The organism is Nocardia australiensis (assembly GCF_020733705.1).
Lineage (GTDB): Bacteria > Actinomycetota > Actinomycetes > Mycobacteriales > Mycobacteriaceae > Nocardia > Nocardia australiensis.
Window position 1 is genome coordinate 542,923 of record NZ_JAJFZM010000001.1, and the last position, 16,458, is coordinate 559,380.

The following is a 16,458-nucleotide window of genomic DNA, read 5'->3' on the forward strand; positions in this document are numbered from 1 at the left end:
GGGATCGCCGTGACCGCACTCGCCCGTGGCGAGAACCGCCCCGCACCCGGGGACCGAATGACGGTCACCGTGACATGCTCTGCGCCGGTCGATGTGTCGGCGCTGCTGCTCGGGGCCGATGGAAAGGTCCGCTCCGACGCGGACTTCGTGTTCTTCAACCAGCCCGTCGGCCCCGGTGTCACCTACCGGCACGGTCGCGGCGCGGGCGACATGGTGGACGTGCAGACCTCCGCGCTACCCGCCGATGTCGACCGGGTTGTCGTCACCGCCAGCCTGGAGGGCAGCGGCCCGCCCACCTTCGCGACCGCGGGATCGTTGCTCGCGACCATCGGATCCGATTCGGGCACATCGACTTTCGAGACGACCGGGCTGAGCACCGAAACCGCGGTCGTATGCGTGGAGATCTACCGCCGCGGCACGGGATGGAAGATCCGCGCGGTCGGTCAGGGCTACGACAACGGATTGGCCGGAATCGCCACGGCATTCGGTGTCGACATCGACGACGAACCCGAAGCGCCGCCGCCGAGCGCCCCCACGGCGACCTCCCATCCACCCGTCACGCCGCCACCCGGGAACCAGCAGGCCGGTTATCCCGGCCATCAACAGCCCGGTGCGCCGGGGCCCTACCCACCCACGCAGTCGGCGCCCACCCACCCATCTCCCGGCGCGGTACCGCCCCCGTCTATGCCTTCACATCAGCTAGGAGCAACGCCGATGCAGAGCGAACTGTTCAGCCCGATCCACGCCGAAGTCAATGGGGCCGGGATCCAGAAACAGGGCAGCAAGATGATCAAGGTCGCGGTCAGCGGCGAGACCATGGCGCGCGCCGGATCCATGGTCGCCTACCAAGGCGACCTGCATTTCAAGGCGCTCGGTTCGGGCGGCATCGGCCGGGCGATCCAGCATCGGCTCACCGGCGAGGGCGTGCCGTTGATGAAGGTGACCGGCCAGGGTGATCTGTTCCTCGCCGATGCCGCCTCCGAAGTGCACATCGTCGACCTCGACGGCACCGACGGCCTCACTGTCAATGGCGCCAATGTGCTCGCCTTCGACCCGTCGCTGACCTACAACGTCCAAAGGGTGCACGGCGCAGCCAGTTTCGCGAGCAACGCCGGATTCTTCAACTGCGTTTTCACCGGACGCGGACGGATCGCCATCACCACGCACGGCGGACCCGTTGTGCTCAACGTCGACCAACCGACCTACGCCGACCCGCAGGCCGCCGTCGCCTGGTCCTCGAGCCTGCGGACCGGAATCAAACGCAATGACTCCATGGGGTTCGGCAGGCTCATCGGCCGCAGCACCGGAGAGGGCTTGACCCTGTCGTTCTCCGGCCACGGCTTCGTCATCGTGCAGCCGTCGGAACTGCCGCCCGGCGGCATGATCGGCGGCACCGGCGGCGGCGAGGATGCTGGACAGAGCGGCGGCGTTCTCGGCGGGATGTTCAGTTAAACCACTCGTCTGACGCGGGTCCGGGGATAACGCCAACCGAGAGAAAGCCTAAGTTGAGGCCCTGTGAAACTATTGAGAGCCAGCTGGTCGCTCGCCTGAACTGACGCGCGCCGACGACACCCGTATCACTCATTGGCCGGGTAAGTTTGCGAGAAGGCCGCCGGCGCGGTTCCCCTCCGAACAGTCTGCGCCCGGGCAGTGAACCGGAAATGGCGTCCGTGACAAAGGGGCATGTGGACACTGATGCACTCCGCGAGGAACCGGCCCCGCGGGACAATGAGCTGATCGCCCGGTCGCTGACGGATCCGGACGCCTTCGCGGGGATCTTCGATCGTCACTTCGGACCGATTCATCGTTATCTGGCCCGCCGGGCCGGGATGGATGCGGCGGACGATCTCGCCTCCGATGTGTTCGTGGTCGCGTTCGGTCGTCGGACAGGTTTCGACCTGGCCTACGAGCAGGCGCTGCCCTGGTTGTACGGCATCGCGGGCAACCTGCTGAACTCGAACCGTCGCCGCCTCCACCGGGACGTCGCCCTGCTCGCCCGTCACCCGAGGCCCGAGGGCCCATTGCCGTTCGAGGACCGGGTCGACGCCACGATAGATGCCAGGCGCGAGGTCCGGACACTCGAGCGCCGGTTGCGGCGGCTCTCGCAGGCCGATCTCGACACATTGCTGCTCTACGCGTGGGAAGACCTCAGCTATCCCGAGATCGCCGAGGCACTACAGATCCCCGTCGGAACCGTGCGTTCCCGTTTGAACCGGCTCCGCCGCAAGCTGCGTGAACCGGAACCCGACGAACGCACAAGAACGGGACGACAGCAGACCGAACCGGGGCAAGGAGAAAGACATGGGTGACTTCGCGGAGATCCGTGGCCGGCGACCCGAGTCGCAGCCTCCCCGGGACGAGGTCGTCCTCCGAGCGAGAGCGAACCTGATGCGCACCATAGAAAGCGATACGTCCACGCAGCCACCTGCCTCCGATACCACCGGCTCACCCACCACCGTCGCGGCCCTCGACACGCGCCGCCGACGGGTACTGCGTGTGATGGCGGGTGTGGGTGCCGCCTGCGTCGCCGCCGCGGCGATAGCCTTCGGCGTAGGACACGACGGCCTGGGCGGGCCCGAGCAGACCCAGGTCCTTGCCTCCGGCCCGCAGTTCACTCTGCGGCACACGGCGACCCTGGTCGAGGCGGCCGCCCATCCTGTCGGTGCCGGGCCGATCAGGCACCTGCGGTTCACCAACCTGACCGATGAGGGCCACCCGACGTACGACACCTTCGTGCGCCCGGACGGAACCGCCCTCGTCGGTCCGGCCGACGGGGTCCTCAAAGAAACGTCCGGGTACCTGACGGCCGCGCAGCTGGCCGGCCTCCCGGCCGACCCCTACCAGCTGCGGACGCAGATGCTGAGTCTGTCGCACCAGCTGGGGCTGGGGTATCCCGACGAGGCTCCGGACCGGGCGTTGTATCGGTTGGCGACCAAACTCCTTCCGGACCCCGGAGTCGCCCCCGAGGTCAAGGCCGGGATCTACCGGGTCCTGGCTGGGCTCGATCTCGAGGCGATCCGGGCACATGATCTCGGTGTCGGCGCGGATCGGACCGGGCGGCCCGGCTTTGTCCTCGAGTTCACCTTCGAGGAGGGCTACGCCGATCGGATGGTGATCGATAGTGGGACCGGTGCGCTGATGAGCGTCGAAACCGTGGACCGAAAGGGGACCCTCGCCAGCGGTCAGGTCTACCTCTCCGCTGAAACGATCGACCGGATGCCCCAGGCACCTGCCTGAGATTCATTGTCTGCAACCGCCTCGGCGATCTCTGGAATTCGCCGAGGCGGTTGTTGCGATGAGGCAGGAGAGGCTATACCAGCGGCTCCACGACCGCAGATCGCACCGATGGACCCGCGCGCTCGTGCGCTTATATACCTTCGTGTCTCCACGGCCGGTCAGGTCGAGACCGACTAACCCGGTGGGCATCTCCAACCCCGCTCGTCGCGTGCCGGAACCAGGTCATAGACATGTCCAGCGGCCCTGGGCCTCGATGAGAAACCAACACATCGGCGGGTCAACTCCGGGTAGCGGTAGCCACTGAGCGGCCGCGGGCGGTCAATTCGAACGGTTCGGGGCGCAACGTTCCACGCTCCCGCAAGGTCAGCGGCGCGGCGGAGGTAGTGCGCAGGTCGAAGGCCCGCACCAGCTGACCGAGCATGAGCGTGGCCTCGTGCATTGCGAACGCTCGCCCGATACACGAGCGCGGGCCCGTTCCCCACGGTTGGAAGAACCGATCGGGAAATGCGCGCAGCGCGGCGGAGTCGAAGCGGTCCGGGTCGAAGTCCTCGGCGTCCGGGCCCCACACGTCAGGGTCGCGCTGCGCGGCCAGTGCGAGCACGAATACCGCCCGCCCGGCCGGGATGAGGTAGCCACCGAGGTTCTGGTCGGTGCGCGCGATCCGGAAATAGCCGGGCGCGGGCGGCCACAGTCGTAGGCATTCGTTGAGGAACTGGCGGGTGAACCGCATCCTGGTCACGTCTTCATATCCGAGGCTGGTTGTCTGAGAGGGGACTTCGGCACGTATGCGGTCTTGGTGGTCCGGGTTTCGTGCCAGGTGGTGCAATGCGACTTCCAGCAGGGCGGCGGTGGTTTCGTGCCCGGCGATCAGAAACGTGAGTGTCTGGTCCCGGACGTTGGCCGCCGGCAGTCGCGCTCCGGTCTCCGGATCTGTCGCCGTCAGCATCAACCCGAGTAAATCGGTTGCGTCGCTGCTGTTTTCGCGTTGCCGTTGCGCTATCAGCTGATCCACGTACTGTTGCAGGGAGGCGATGTCGCGGCGCACGCGCGGAGCCTGCAGCGCCGCGCGCGCGTGGCCGATGACAGGGACGTCGTTCGTGGATTCCGACGCCCACTGCAGCGTGCGGCCGAGCACCCGAACGAACCGGTGTGAATCACTACTCTTTCCCTGAGGATCAAACAGCCGCAGGTCCCGGCCGAACCCGGCGCGCGCGATCACTTCGAGGGTGGCGCGAGTCATCGCCGAGTGAACGGCCACGCCATCGCCGCCGGACGAGGTCCATTCGGCCACCAGGTCATCGGCAACCGAGGCCATCGCATTGTGATAGGTGCGCATCGCGGCCTGGGCGAACCCCGGCGTGAGGATGCGCCGAGCCTGTCCCCACAGCGGATCCTTCGAACTGGCCGTGAACATCCCGTGCGGGGCGATCGGCCGTAGCTTGGCCAGCGGCCCCAGAAGCACTCGCCCCCAAGCAGTTTCATCGTTGCACTGTGCCGCCAATCGGCCACCGGCCACGATGACGAGCCGAGTGCCGAGCAGCTTCCGCTGAAAGATCGGGCCCAGCCCGCCCTGAGTAAGCTTCAATTCGTGCTGTGTCGGGTGGTGACGGTCCACGCTGACTACGTCACCGATGATCGGAAGCCGACCCGGTGGATACGGCAACGCCTCCAAAGGCAGCGAGGCACTGAACGATTCCATGTGTCTTACTCAAACACGCCGGCCATTCGGATCGCCGCGCCGGTGACCGGATGCACATACCCACTACTCCCCGACACCATCCTGGCGAGTCGCGACCGTCAGCGAGTGGTGTTATATCCGGACCAGAACACCGACCGGATCATGAACACGAACGTCAACCGCCCGGATCCTCGATTATGACGGCGCCCTGCCGCACCCGATGGCGGTTACAACAGGGCGATACAGTTCCTCAACATTCACTGTGTTGCGACGAACACTGGTATCTGCCTGACGCGGTCGCTCTCGCACTGGCCGCTATGACGTTGCCGGGACTCGAATTGGTCGTTACCAGCGATGAATACCCGGACCTGCGCCGCGCGCGATTAGTGCGGCATTACCTCGATCTACTGGGCCGCACCGACGTACAGGTAGCACCAGACAGGTGTACTGAACCCCAATAGCAAATACAGGGCCGCTGACGGACTGATCAACAGCACTACATGGCGCGCGACCGTGTTTACCGAGCAGCTGCTGAGGCCGTGGACAGGATGGTGAGCGGCCGAAAGTGATGTTCGAACGACGCGGGTCGAATTAGTTGGGAATTAGTTGGGAGATCGGCCGATACGAAGGTAGGCCAGAAACCGAAAAACCCAGCCTGAGCTGGGTTTCTTGGTGGAGCTAAGGGGAATCGAACCCCTGACCTTCTCGATGCGAACGAGACGCGCTACCAACTGCGCTATAGCCCCGTGCGGCTCCGGGGAACCGCGCTGTGACACTGTATCAGGCGGTGGGGGATGTCTCCGAATCGTGTGGCTGACCTGCGGGTATGCGGCTACTCACCGGCGGCCCTTCGCATGTCGCCGGTGCGGTTTCGCAGGGCGCGGGCGGTGGCGGTGTCGAAGGTTTCCAGCTGTTCGAACATGGGGTCTTCGTCGTCGGACTCGAGCAGGACCGAGCGGCGGCGCAGCGCGCGGGCGGTGTCGCGGTCCATGGTGCGCTGGTGGGGTTGCTGCTCGGAGGCCTGCGGCTGTTCTTCGGCGGGCTCGGTGCGGCTGAGGCGGGCGGCTCGGCGCCTGCGGATGTCCTCCTCCATGCGGACCTGCTTGCGCAGATACGCCAGATAGGTCACCAGGACGATGGTGGACAGGCCGCACGCCCACCAGAACAGGGGCGTCATCACGATACCGAGGGCACCGAACAGGATCGAACCGAGCAGCAGGCCGAGCACGGCGCGCTGCCGGAAGGTGTAGCGGGTGGCGCGCGCGATGGCGTCGGCTTCGGGATCGAACCCGCCACGACCGCGGCGAGACGGAACGAACTCGGTGTCCGCCGAATCGGATTCGTCATCGACGACGGGGGCGGGCGCCGCGGGGATGGTGGCGGCCACCGGATCGGTGCGCTCATCGGACACGAGGTCATCATCGGCCGCCGCGTCGAGGTTCGCAGCGGTTCTGGCATCGGTGCTGTCGGATTCGATATCCGATTCGGCGTCGGAACCGTCTATATCGACATCGTTTGTCTCGGAATCGTCGAATTCGGTGTCCGCATCGTCGAACTCGTCGATGTCGATTTCGGTAACGCCGGAATGGAATGCAGCAGACCGAGAATCGGGCGTCGTTTCCGCGTCGATCTCTTCGATCTCCGTCACGGGCTCGTCGGCCGGTGTTGTCATCCGGTCCTCCGCATCATCGCTGTGGGGATGCTTTCTGTGCACGCGGGTCGGTCTATAGTCTGGGTCACTTTCGTGCCCGGCGGCCGGTCCACTTTTCGTACGGCGCTTGGAACCTCCGCGGTGCAATACGCGGGTCGCCAATGCCGCGTCGGTGGTCTCACGGATACGCGGGTGCCGGTCGGCGAGTATCGGAAAAAGAACGAAGACCCAGAGCACAACCAGGCCGATCCACAAAATCGAATTCGGCATATCGCCTCAGCACCTCCGTCCCCGCCTGGGTTGTCCGTTCGACCTTCGACCGGGCGCGCCAATCACGGTGGTTCGCTCGCCGCAAAACACACTCGGACGGACGGACGTCCGGTCGCCGCCAAGCGCGTCGACGTCACCGCCGAACGCCTCGCAGGCTCCCTGCCGGTAATGCAAGGCGCACCACCGACGTCCGTAGATTAATTCCGGTTCGCGGCAAGATCCGTCAGGCGCGCCGTGCACATCCGTCACACCCGTCACACCCTCCCCCGCGGCTTCGCGTCTTTCATCAACCGTGAGAGCCCCGTTCGGGCAATGTGAACATTCGGTCAGGTCAGGGTGGCCCGGCCGTCGCGGACCAGACGATCCACGACGGTGCCCGGCACTTCTTCGACGGTGATACCGACGAGCAGGTGGTCACGCCACGCACCGTCGACGTCGAGGTAGCGCTTGAGCAACCCTTCCTCACGGAAGCCGACATTGCGCAGAACCGCTTGACTGGCCAGGTTTTCCGGGCGCACCGTCGCCTCGACACGATGCAATCCGGCGGGGCCGAAGCAATGGTCGAGACCAAGCGCCAGCGCCGCGGTCGCGACCCCCTGACCACTGAGATCCTTGGCTACCCAATAGCCGATCCACGCCGAACGCAGCGCACCGCGCACGATATTGCCGATGGTGAGCTGACCGCTGAAGGTGCCGTCCACCTCGATTACCAACGGAATCATCGCGCCCCGACGGGCTTCGGCTTTCAGGCTCGACCACAGCGACGGCCAATTGGACGCGTGGTTTCGCGCCTCCCATGCGCCCCGGCCGGTCGGCTCCCATGGCTCGAGATGTGTTCGATCGCGCAGCCGGATCCGGCTCCAGGCGGCGGCGTCGCGCAATCGCACCGGACGCAGCGTGACCCGTCCGGCCGCGACCCGCAGCGGTCCCAAATGTGCGGGCCACCCCGGATGCTGCGTCACCCGGAAAACATTCATCGTCTCCACGTCTCAGCCGCGCTGCGCGAGAAAAGCGACACGGACCTCGTCACCGGTTCGAATATCGGTGTCGTCCGGATCAATCACTATAAGACTGTTCGCCTCGGCCAGGGTGGCCAACAGATGGGCGGAGGCGCCCGCGCCGCCACCGAGGGGTTGCACCAGATAGTCACCGGTGGTCTCGTCGCGCATGAGTTGCGCGCGCAGGTAGCCCTTGCGACCTGCAATCGAGGTGACGGGCGTGATAGTCCTGGCCCTGATGATGCGGCGCATCGGATGCCTGCGGCCCAACGCAATTCGGATCAGCGGACGCACCATCACCTCGAAGACGACGAGTGCGCCGACCGGATTGGACGGCAGCAGAAAGGTCGGAACCTCATCGCGGCCGAGGCGACCGAAACCCTGCACGGATCCGGGATGCATTGCCACCCGCGCGATCTCGAGCTCACCGAGTCCTTCCAGCGCCTCGCGGACCTGTTCAGAGGCCCAACCGCCCACCGCGCCCGCGATCACCACGACCTCGGAGCGAACCAACTGCCCCTCGACCACATCACGCAGTCGCCGCGGATCCGCGCTCACGATGCCGACGCGGTTCACATCGGCGCCCGCGTCACGTGCGGCCGCGGCCAACGCGTAGGAGTTCACGTCGTAGACCTGCCCCGGTCCGGGCGTGCGGTCGATATCGATCAGCTCACCGCCGACGGAGATCACCGATAGTCGCGGCCTCGGATGTACGAGCACCTTGTCCTGGCCGACGGCCGCCAACAGGCCGACCTGCGCCGCGCCGATGATGGTGCCCGCACGTACCGCTACATCACCGGGCTGCACGTCGTCGCCGATGCGCCGGACGTAATCACCGGAGCGCACTGGGTCGTACACCTTGATCCTGGCCCGGCCGCCATCGGTGAAATCCAGCGGCAGAACGGCATCCGCCAATGTCGGAAGTGGTGCACCGGTATCGACCCGCACCGTCTGGCGCGGTTGCAGCCTGCTCGGCTGCTTCGATCCAGCGACCACCTCGCCGACCACCGGCAGCGTGAGATCGACCAGTTCGCCGTCCTCGTTGCGAATATCGGAACCGGCCGCGGCCACGTCGACGCTGCGCACCGCGTAGCCGTCGATCGCGGCCTGATCGAATCCGGGCAGCGGCCGCTCGGTGACGACGTCCTCGGCACACAGCAGGCCCTGCGCCTCGGAGATCGCGACCCGCACCGGCCGGGGCGCGACCGCCGCAGCGGTCACCTTGATCTGCTGATCCTCAACCGAGCGCATCCAGGCCTTCCCTGATCTCTTCGCACACCAACCCGATTCCGCCATCACGCCCACGGATTGCGAGCAGGCGCAACCGGGTTCGCCAGCGTCCAACGGTGAACCATCATTCGTACCCGACAGTCCACTATCAGCGAAACCCGACGCCCGCTGGCATCAGTCGTCGGTCGTCAGCTGCGGATCCCAATCCGAACTCAGCCGATGCTGCAGCCACTCCCGCAGGGCGGGGCCGTATTCCTCTCGTTCCAAAGCGAAATCGACCGCAGCACGAAGATAACCGCCGGGGTTGCCTAAATCGTGGCGCGACCCACGGTGCACCACCACATGAACCGGATGCCCCTCCGCGATGAGCAGCGCGATCGCGTCGGTGAGTTGCAATTCACCACCGGCGCCCGGCTCGATCCGGCGCAGCGCGTCGAAGATGGCCCGATCCAACAGGTATCGGCCCGCGGCCGCGAATGTGGAGGGGGCATCGGCCAGCTCCGGCTTCTCCACCATGCCCTTGACGCGCAACACATTCGGGTTCACCGCGTCGGGAACCGGTGCGACATCGAATACGCCGTACGCGCTGACCTGCTCCTTCGGCACATCAATGGCGCACAGCACCGACCCGCCGCGTTTGCGGCGCACCCGGCTCATCACGTCGAGCACACCGCAGGGCAGCACCAGGTCATCCGGGAGCAGCACGGCGACGGCGTCCTCGTCGTCGTCGAGAACACTCTCGGCCTGAGCGACCGCGTGGCCGAGACCGAGCGGCTCCTCCTGAACGACCGAGGTGACATCGAGCAGACCCGGAGCCTTACGCACTTTCTCCAACAGATGAAACTTGCCGCGCTCGGCGAGGGTGCTCTCGAGCATCAGGTCCTCGACGAAGTGCGCGACCACGCCGTCCTTTCCCGGCGAGGTGACGATCACCAGCCGGTCGGCTCCGGAGTCGGCCGCTTCGGCGGCCACCAACTCGATGCCGGGGGTGTCCACCACGGGCAACAATTCCTTGGGCACGGTCTTGGTCGCAGGCAGGAACCGCGTTCCGAGCCCGGCCGCCGGAACGACCGCGGTGCGAAAGCACGACTCCGCCGCGTCACTCACGGACCGACCGGCCGTTTTCTCTTCCGACCCAGCTGTCATACGCCTACCCTATCCATCCGTCACAGCGTCCAAACGCTTGTTGAGCACAGCTCACAGCCACTCATCGGGCACAGCGTTCTCGACACTCACAGGCCCGTTCTCGACGCTCATCGCGCCCAGCCTAGAGCCGACCAGAGCCCCGGTGAGCTTAAGGTGAGCTCTGTGAACATGCCCGATGCACGCGATAAACATGCATGGCGCACGGAAATTCTCGCTCGCCGGGCGGCGGTCACGCCCGCGGCGCAGGACGCCGACGCGCTCGCGCTCGCCGATGCCGCTGGAAACCTGGAGCTCCCCGACTGCGTGTGCGCGTATGTCCCGGTGCGCGGCGAGCCCGGTTCGACGGCGATGCTTGATGCCTTGCGCGCGGCGGGAGCCAGCGTGCTGCTGCCGGTCACCGGCCCTCCGGGACCCCTGAGCTGGGCCGAATACACCGGCTCCGAAAATCTGCGGCGCGCGGTATTCGGCCTGCGCGAGCCGACCGGCGAGGTGCTGCCCGCAGCGGCGGTCGGCCGGGCCGGATTGATTCTGGTGCCCGCGCTCGCGGTGGACCGACGCGGTGTGCGGCTCGGGCGCGGTGCGGGTTATTACGACCGCACGCTGCACCTGGCCGATCGGGAAGCTCGGCTGGTCGCGGTGATTCGTGACGACGAATTGGTCGACCGGTTGCCCGAGGAACCGCACGATCGCCGCATGGGTTGGGCGTTGACGCCGCACAGCGGCCTGCGACGGCTCGGCGACGATCACGCGTCGGAATGAAACTCCGATTAGCGGCGTTGGCAATGTCGACTGTAGAGTGCCAGTCTGACGAACCCCGCGGAGGATCCTGTGCCAACTTATTCGTACGCGTGCACCCAGTGTGACAACCGCTTCGACATCGTTCAGTCCTTCACCGACGAGGCGCTGAGCGTCTGCTCGGAGTGCTCGGGAAAGCTGCGCAAGCTGTTCAATTCGGTCGGCATTGTGTTCAAGGGCAGCGGTTTCTACCGCACCGACAGCCGCGGCGGCGCCTCGACAGTGAGCGAGCCCGCGAAGTCGGACGCCGGATCCAGCAGCACGGCCAGCACGGCAAGCACGGATTCGAGCTCGTCGACCACCCCCTCAACCACCGCGGGCGCCGCAGTCGCGAGCTGAGTTATCCCCAGCGTTCGGTTATCCACAGCTAACCGTTTTCCCGGCCGAGCGGGTGTGATCATGGCCATAGGATCCGGTCATGACTCGATCCTTCGGCGATTGGAACCGGCCATCATGGGTCGACGGCCTGCTCGCCCGGCGACTGCTCGCCACAGCTCTGACCGCGCTGGCCGCGGTCCTTTTCATACGCGGCGACCCGAACTCCGAGCGCACGAATGTCGTTGTCGCCGCATGCGATCTCCCACCCGGCCACCTGGTGACGGCCGAGGACGTGGTTTCGGTCGCCCGCGAATCGGGGACACTGCCTGATGGCTCGGTGACCGATATGTCCGGACTGGTCGGCGCGACAATGACCGGCGCGATGCGAGCCGGCGAGGTATTCACCGACCTGCGCGTCCTCGGCCCACGCCTCGCGGCGGTCGCCACCGGCGCCAGTGACGCACGCATAGTTCCCATCCGCCTTGCCGATACCGCTGTCGCGGAGATCCTGCGGGCCGGTGACCGGGTCGATATCGTCGGCGGCGAAGAACAGAGCGGTCCCACGACGCGTCCCGCCCGGACGTTGGCGACCGACGCCGCTGTCGTCCTGGTGTCCACTCCCGGTGAACGGCACGCGACACCGGAGCGGGTAGTACTTATCGCGATGGACGCCGAACACGCGACCACCGTCGCCGCCGCATCGTTGCGAACCGCGCTCACCGTCGTCTTCCATTGAGCCATCACCAGGAACGTTCGCCGAGCATTTGCCAACATAGTCTATTAGCATCTCCGTTACTGGAAGCAGGAACCGTTCGGCTGGACTGGTCAGCTCTCATCCGACGAGGAGATATCGGCAATGCTCAATGGTTTCAAGAATTTCCTACTTCGCGGAAACGTCGTCGACCTGGCGGTAGCCGTTGTAATCGGCACCGCGTTCGTCGCGATCGTCACCGCGTTCACCAATGGCATCATCAATCCGATATTGGCCGTCTTCGGCGGCAGCAATGAGCTCGGTCTCGGTTTCCAGTTGGTAGCTGACAAGCCGGCAACATTCATTCAGATCGGCCCGATCATTACCGCGGCCCTCAATTTCGTGATCATCGCCGCGATCTTGTACTTCGTACTGGTATTGCCCGCCACGCATGCGAAGAAGCGGTTCGGCCCCAGCGAGGACCTAACCGACTCCGAGGTACTTGTGCAGATCCGTGACCTGCTCGCCGAGGACCGGGACAGCGCGGGCGGGCGGCACGGGTTCTGAGCCGAATTCGGCTGCGCGGGAACATAAAACGGGCCCGTCACGGTGGCGACGGGCCCGTTTCAGTTATCGGGGACAGGCCCTCAGCCGAGGCTGAAAGGCTTGCCCCACAACGTCACCCAGGTGATGACGTTGTCGGTCTCGACCTCGACGCTGACGAATGTTCGTGCCTGCGCGTAGCCACCACAGCCATTCAGGCCGATGGTCTCATCGGCCCAGGTGACCGAACCATTGTCGCCCGCAAACTTATTGCGCTTGCGGTGCGACTCGTTGCCGAAGTCGTCGGCGGCTTCCTGGTCGAGCACATAGAACGACTGTGCCTGACCGGGTCCGAGCGTCAGGTTGCCGCCACTGGTGGCGCCGACGCCACCGGTGACGGTGTCCCCGCTCCAGTCCGCGGTGCCTTCGACGCCACCGGACGCGCCGCCGCCGTCGATGTTGACCTGGCAGCCGACGGTGTAGCCCGGAAAGATCTTGCCGCCGGTGGCACCGGGGGCACCGGACAGTTCGACCTGAGCACTACCCGACACCCACGCGTTGCGATGCAATGGCGTGGAGCCGAGCGACGGGTTGATATTGGCGGACTCGCCGACCAGACGGATCGCCACCACGGTGCCGTCGGACAGCGTCTTGGTGATCTCACCTCCCGGCAGCGGAACGAAAGTGTCGGCGTGGGCCGCACCTGTGGACAGCAGGCCGATCGCTATGGTGGCCGCGGCGCCGACACCGGCTGCCTTGGCCATGCTCTTACGGTTGATCATTGGTTTCCCTCGAGGGTTGGAGTTCGCTTCTGCGAAAAGGTTGTTCGCTGGATACGACAGACATCAGCCGATGCTGAACGGAGCACCGTAGAGGCTGGTCTTCGAGTAGTGGTCACCGATGATCTCCACGACGGTGTAGGAACGCGCCTGGGCGTATCCCGCACAACCCTGAATCGAGATCTCGGCATCCTGGTACTCGACCGAGTAGACGCCTGGCTTCAGGACATCTTTCGAATCGATCGAAACGAACTTGACCTCGCCCGGACCCAACTGGAGGCCGATCGAACCGCCCAGACTGCCGCCGCTGAGGTTGATGCCACCCGAAACGCCCGCGGAGATCGCGTTATCGGAAATGGACACCTGGCAGCCGACGATGTAGCCGGTGGTCAGTGCCGAGGCACCGTGCGTCGAGGAATTATTCGTGCCCGGCGCATTCGCGGCGCCATTGTTCGGCCCAGCCGTGCCCTCCGGGGTAACTGCGACATCCGCGATGGCGTTGCCCGATACCCATACGACACGACCAGCGCCGTTGGCAGCCAACGACGGTGAGATCAGTGCATGTTCGCCCGCGTGTGTAATGGTCACACCCGGACCGTTCTTCTGGCCGTCCGGCAACGGCACAAAAGTATCGGCGTTGGCAGCGCCGGTCGAAAAAAGTCCCATAGCCACTGTCGCCGTCGCGGCGGCACCCGCGATACGGATGCCGCGACGCAACAGGGTGGGGTAATTGTTGCTCATACTTCCCCTCATCAGGTTCTAGCGGTCGGCCTCGATGGTTGCCGAGGCCGAAAGTTTTCCCTTTCAGGTCAGCAGGGTTTGCTGCTGGAATGTCCTGTCCACCAGGGGAACTGCCGACCATCTCGTCGATGAACGATCTTGGGTGTGCTCATTTTAGATTGTTTCGGCACCATCTCTCATGAAATTCGCTCAAGTGACTTCGCAAATCGGGCATTTCCCGGTACCCTCGGCAATCATGTTGGGCGCCAGGGTATTTACCGCACCAAAAGGGCCCGCCGCAGCTGCGACGGGCCCTTAGGGCGTATGGCGGGTCGGCTACCCGCGAAGACTCAGCCGAGGCTGAAAGGCTGGCCCCACAATGTCACCCAGGTGACCACGTTCTCGGTCTCGACCTCGACGCTGACGAACGCGCGCGCCTGAGCGTAGCCACCACAGCCGGTCAGGCCGATGGTCTCGTCGGCCCAGGTGACCGAGCCGCTGCTACCGGAGAACTTGTTGCGCTTGCGGTGCGTCTCGTTGCCGAAGTCGTCGGCGCCTTCCTGGTCGAGCACGTAGAACGACTGCGACTGACCGGGTCCGAGGGTCAGGTTGCCGCCGCTGGTGGCGCCGACACCACCGGTGACGGTGTCCCCGCTCCAGTCCGCGGTGCCCTCGACACCACCGGAGGCGCCGCCACCGGAGATGTTGACCTGGCAGCCGACGGTGTAGCCCGGGAAGATCTTGCCGCCGCCATCGCTGGACAGCTCGACCTGAGCGCTACCCGACACCCACGCGTTGCGGTGCACCGGGGTGGAGCCGAGCGACGGGTTGATGTTGGCGGATTCGCCGACCAGCTTGATGGTGACGACGGTGCCGTCCGACAGCGTCTTGGTGATCTCGCCACCCGGCAGCGGAACGAAGGTGTCCGCGTTGGCCGCGCCGGTGGAGAACAGGCCCATGGCGATGGTGGCGGCGGCGCCGACGCCGGCCAGCCGTGACACCTGCTTACGGTTGATCATGTTTATCCCTCGGGAGTTGAGTTCGCTTCAGCGAGAAGAATGTTCGTTGGATTCGACCGACATCAGCCGATGCTGAACGGCTGCCCGTAGAGGGTGGTCTTCGAGTGGTGGTCACCGATGATTTCGACGACGGTGTAGGCGCGCGCCTGGGCGTATCCCGCGCAGCCTTGGATCTCGATCTCGGCATCCTGGTACTCGACCGAGTAGGTACCCGGCTTCAGGATGTCCTTGCTGTCGATCTGAACGAACTTGACATCGCCGGGGCCGAGGTTGAGTCCGACCGAGCCACCGAGCGAACCGCCCGACAAACTGACGCCGCCGGACACACCGGCCGAGATCGCATCGCTCGCGATGCTGACCTGGCAGCCGACGATGTAGCCGGTGCTCAGCTGCGAGGCACCGTGGGTCGAGGAGTTATTGGTGCCGGGAGCGTTGGTGGCGCCGTTGTTGGGGCCCACCTCACCCTCGGGCGTCACCGTGACATCGGCGATGGCATTTCCGGAAACCCAGACAACGCGGCCGGCGCCGTTGGAAGCCAGCGACGGCGAAATCAGGGCGTGCTCACCATTACGGGTGATCGTGACACCCGCCGGGCTCGCCTTCTGACCATCCGGCAACGGCACGAAGGTATCGGCGTTGGCAGCGCCGGTCGAAAGCAGGCCCATGGCAACGGCCGCGGCAGCGCCGACGCCCGCGACGCGGACACCGCGGCGCAGGCCGTTGGTGCGGTTCTCGCTCATACTTCCCCTCATCAGGTTCAAACAGTCAACCTCGACCATCGAGGCTGGACGGTGGTCCTCTCAGGCCCAGCTCAGTTTGTCTCGCTTTTATTGCCGATGTGTAACCGGCTGTTATTTCGGCGCAACAGTCGTGCTGGTAGCGGAACCGAGCCAGGTTCCGCCGGGTTGGCGCATACTTGCCCGCCCGGTCCGAAAGGTCCGGTCTGCGGGTGGCTCGTGGCGAAGACTAAACGGTTGGCAACTGTGAAGCAACGTAACTTTTCGTTATGTTCTATGTGATGTATCACACACACCCCTGTATGCAAACATCGCTTGACGTGCATGAATGCGCGCGGAGTGACCACAGGGAGCACGACGAAGACGTCGAATGACTACGGATCCGGACCGTAAGAAATTAACGAAATATTCTCGGCCGATTCAGATTGCCGAGATATAACGGCATCAGATATTAACCATACGTAGCTGGGCAGTAGAAGGGCCTCAGCCGTGGTGCGGCGGCACCTGGGCGCGTAGCCAGTCATCGGAGGGCGAACCCACCTCGGAATCGTGGTCGCGTTCGTCGCGCGTGGTGTCCGGCAGGGTATCGCCGAAGATCTCGGCCAGACGCGCGGAATCCCTCGCCCGGCGCGTGGCCGGGCGAGGG

16 protein-coding genes and 1 tRNA gene are annotated in these 16,458 nt (G+C 65.3%); 7 read left to right on the forward strand and 10 right to left on the reverse strand.

The window, feature by feature from the left end; translation table 11 throughout:
• Positions 1 to 9: 9 nt before the first annotated feature.
• The 3 genes from LKE06_RS02565 to LKE06_RS02575 all read left to right on the forward strand — a co-directional run bounded on the left by LKE06_RS02565 (position 10) and on the right by LKE06_RS02575 (position 3,237).
• Positions 10 to 1,452 carry an AIM24 family protein gene (locus LKE06_RS02565; protein WP_227996866.1) on the forward strand — a complete coding sequence of 481 codons (1,443 nt, stop codon included), beginning with the start codon at positions 10 to 12 and terminating at the stop codon, positions 1,450 to 1,452.
• A gap of 233 nt (positions 1,453 to 1,685) precedes the next feature.
• Positions 1,686 to 2,309 carry an RNA polymerase sigma factor gene (locus tag LKE06_RS02570; RefSeq protein ID WP_227996868.1) on the forward strand — a complete coding sequence of 208 codons (624 nt, stop codon included), beginning with the start codon at positions 1,686 to 1,688 and terminating at the stop codon, positions 2,307 to 2,309.
• The gene (locus tag LKE06_RS02575) at positions 2,302 to 3,237 is read left to right on the forward strand and encodes a hypothetical protein (RefSeq protein ID WP_227996869.1); all 936 of its coding nucleotides are present in this window, start codon (positions 2,302 to 2,304) and stop codon (positions 3,235 to 3,237) included. The genes LKE06_RS02570 and LKE06_RS02575 overlap by 8 nt, the downstream gene beginning before the upstream one ends.
• 277 nt (positions 3,238 to 3,514) lie before the next feature.
• On the opposite strand, the gene LKE06_RS02580 is transcribed toward LKE06_RS02575, so the two are convergent.
• From LKE06_RS02580 to LKE06_RS02605, 6 genes are all read right to left on the reverse strand, one after another.
• Positions 3,515 to 4,936, reverse strand: coding sequence for a cytochrome P450 (locus tag LKE06_RS02580; RefSeq protein WP_227996871.1), 1,422 nt, complete (start codon positions 4,934 to 4,936; stop codon positions 3,515 to 3,517).
• 649 nt (positions 4,937 to 5,585) lie between these two features.
• Positions 5,586 to 5,661 (reverse strand) — tRNA-Ala (locus LKE06_RS02585).
• A gap of 86 nt (positions 5,662 to 5,747) precedes the next feature.
• On the reverse strand, positions 5,748 to 6,836 hold the full coding sequence (gene sepX, locus LKE06_RS02590) for a divisome protein SepX/GlpR (RefSeq protein WP_372477275.1): 1,089 nt from the start codon (positions 6,834 to 6,836) through the stop codon (positions 5,748 to 5,750).
• Between the two features lie 326 nt (positions 6,837 to 7,162).
• Positions 7,163 to 7,798, reverse strand: coding sequence for a GNAT family N-acetyltransferase (locus tag LKE06_RS02595; protein WP_227996873.1), 636 nt, complete (start codon positions 7,796 to 7,798; stop codon positions 7,163 to 7,165).
• Between the two features lie 27 nt (positions 7,799 to 7,825).
• On the reverse strand, positions 7,826 to 9,085 hold the full coding sequence (glp, locus tag LKE06_RS02600; protein WP_227996874.1) for a molybdotransferase-like divisome protein Glp: 1,260 nt from the start codon (positions 9,083 to 9,085) through the stop codon (positions 7,826 to 7,828).
• A gap of 153 nt (positions 9,086 to 9,238) precedes the next feature.
• The gene (locus LKE06_RS02605; protein WP_227996875.1) at positions 9,239 to 10,171 is read right to left on the reverse strand and encodes a UTP--glucose-1-phosphate uridylyltransferase; all 933 of its coding nucleotides are present in this window, start codon (positions 10,169 to 10,171) and stop codon (positions 9,239 to 9,241) included.
• A gap of 207 nt (positions 10,172 to 10,378) precedes the next feature.
• Between LKE06_RS02605 and LKE06_RS02610 the strand changes: the two genes are divergently transcribed.
• The 4 genes from LKE06_RS02610 to mscL all read left to right on the forward strand — a co-directional run bounded on the left by LKE06_RS02610 (position 10,379) and on the right by mscL (position 12,581).
• Positions 10,379 to 10,969, forward strand: a complete 591-nt coding sequence (locus LKE06_RS02610) for a 5-formyltetrahydrofolate cyclo-ligase (protein ID WP_227999251.1) — start codon at positions 10,379 to 10,381, stop codon at positions 10,967 to 10,969.
• Positions 10,970 to 11,038: 69 nt separating this feature from the next.
• Positions 11,039 to 11,344 carry an FmdB family zinc ribbon protein gene (locus tag LKE06_RS02615; RefSeq protein WP_227996876.1) on the forward strand — a complete coding sequence of 102 codons (306 nt, stop codon included), beginning with the start codon at positions 11,039 to 11,041 and terminating at the stop codon, positions 11,342 to 11,344.
• A 79-nt stretch (positions 11,345 to 11,423) separates the two neighbouring features.
• Complete coding sequence (locus tag LKE06_RS02620) at positions 11,424 to 12,059, forward strand: SAF domain-containing protein (RefSeq protein WP_227996878.1); 636 nt, start codon at positions 11,424 to 11,426, stop codon at positions 12,057 to 12,059.
• Between the two features lie 120 nt (positions 12,060 to 12,179).
• On the forward strand, positions 12,180 to 12,581 hold the full coding sequence (gene mscL, locus LKE06_RS02625; RefSeq protein WP_227996880.1) for a large conductance mechanosensitive channel protein MscL: 402 nt from the start codon (positions 12,180 to 12,182) through the stop codon (positions 12,579 to 12,581).
• An 80-nt stretch (positions 12,582 to 12,661) separates the two neighbouring features.
• Here the strand turns inward: mscL and LKE06_RS02630 are convergent, their stop codons facing one another.
• The 4 genes from LKE06_RS02630 to LKE06_RS02645 all read right to left on the reverse strand — a co-directional run bounded on the left by LKE06_RS02630 (position 12,662) and on the right by LKE06_RS02645 (position 15,815).
• The gene (locus LKE06_RS02630) at positions 12,662 to 13,339 is read right to left on the reverse strand and encodes an MspA family porin (protein WP_227996882.1); all 678 of its coding nucleotides are present in this window, start codon (positions 13,337 to 13,339) and stop codon (positions 12,662 to 12,664) included.
• A 63-nt stretch (positions 13,340 to 13,402) separates the two neighbouring features.
• Positions 13,403 to 14,077, reverse strand: coding sequence for an MspA family porin (locus LKE06_RS02635; protein WP_227996884.1), 675 nt, complete (start codon positions 14,075 to 14,077; stop codon positions 13,403 to 13,405).
• A 329-nt stretch (positions 14,078 to 14,406) separates the two neighbouring features.
• Entirely contained in the window at positions 14,407 to 15,075 is a 669-nt protein-coding gene (locus LKE06_RS02640) for an MspA family porin (protein ID WP_227996886.1), read from the reverse strand.
• 62 nt (positions 15,076 to 15,137) lie between these two features.
• Positions 15,138 to 15,815, reverse strand: a complete 678-nt coding sequence (locus LKE06_RS02645; RefSeq protein WP_227996888.1) for an MspA family porin — start codon at positions 15,813 to 15,815, stop codon at positions 15,138 to 15,140.
• Positions 15,816 to 16,458: the final 643 nt, after the last annotated feature.

Bases quoted from the DNA above. Each gene is read 5' to 3' on its own strand.
- LKE06_RS02575 (WP_227996869.1), top strand. From the start codon at position 2,302: ATGGGTGACTTCGCGGAGATCCGTGGCCGGCGACCCGAGTCGCAGCCT.
- LKE06_RS02580 (WP_227996871.1), bottom strand. From the start codon at position 4,936: ATGGAATCGTTCAGTGCCTCGCTGCCTTTGGAGGCGTTGCCGTATCCA.
- sepX (WP_372477275.1), bottom strand. From the start codon at position 6,836: ATGCCGAATTCGATTTTGTGGATCGGCCTGGTTGTGCTCTGGGTCTTC.
- glp (WP_227996874.1), bottom strand. From the start codon at position 9,085: ATGCGCTCGGTTGAGGATCAGCAGATCAAGGTGACCGCTGCGGCGGTC.
- LKE06_RS02610 (WP_227999251.1), top strand. From the start codon at position 10,379: ATGCCCGATGCACGCGATAAACATGCATGGCGCACGGAAATTCTCGCT.
- LKE06_RS02620 (WP_227996878.1), top strand. From the start codon at position 11,424: ATGACTCGATCCTTCGGCGATTGGAACCGGCCATCATGGGTCGACGGC.
- mscL (WP_227996880.1), top strand. From the start codon at position 12,180: ATGCTCAATGGTTTCAAGAATTTCCTACTTCGCGGAAACGTCGTCGAC.
- LKE06_RS02630 (WP_227996882.1), bottom strand. From the start codon at position 13,339: ATGATCAACCGTAAGAGCATGGCCAAGGCAGCCGGTGTCGGCGCCGCG.
- LKE06_RS02635 (WP_227996884.1), bottom strand. From the start codon at position 14,077: ATGAGCAACAATTACCCCACCCTGTTGCGTCGCGGCATCCGTATCGCG.
- LKE06_RS02640 (WP_227996886.1), bottom strand. From the start codon at position 15,075: ATGATCAACCGTAAGCAGGTGTCACGGCTGGCCGGCGTCGGCGCCGCC.
- LKE06_RS02645 (WP_227996888.1), bottom strand. From the start codon at position 15,815: ATGAGCGAGAACCGCACCAACGGCCTGCGCCGCGGTGTCCGCGTCGCG.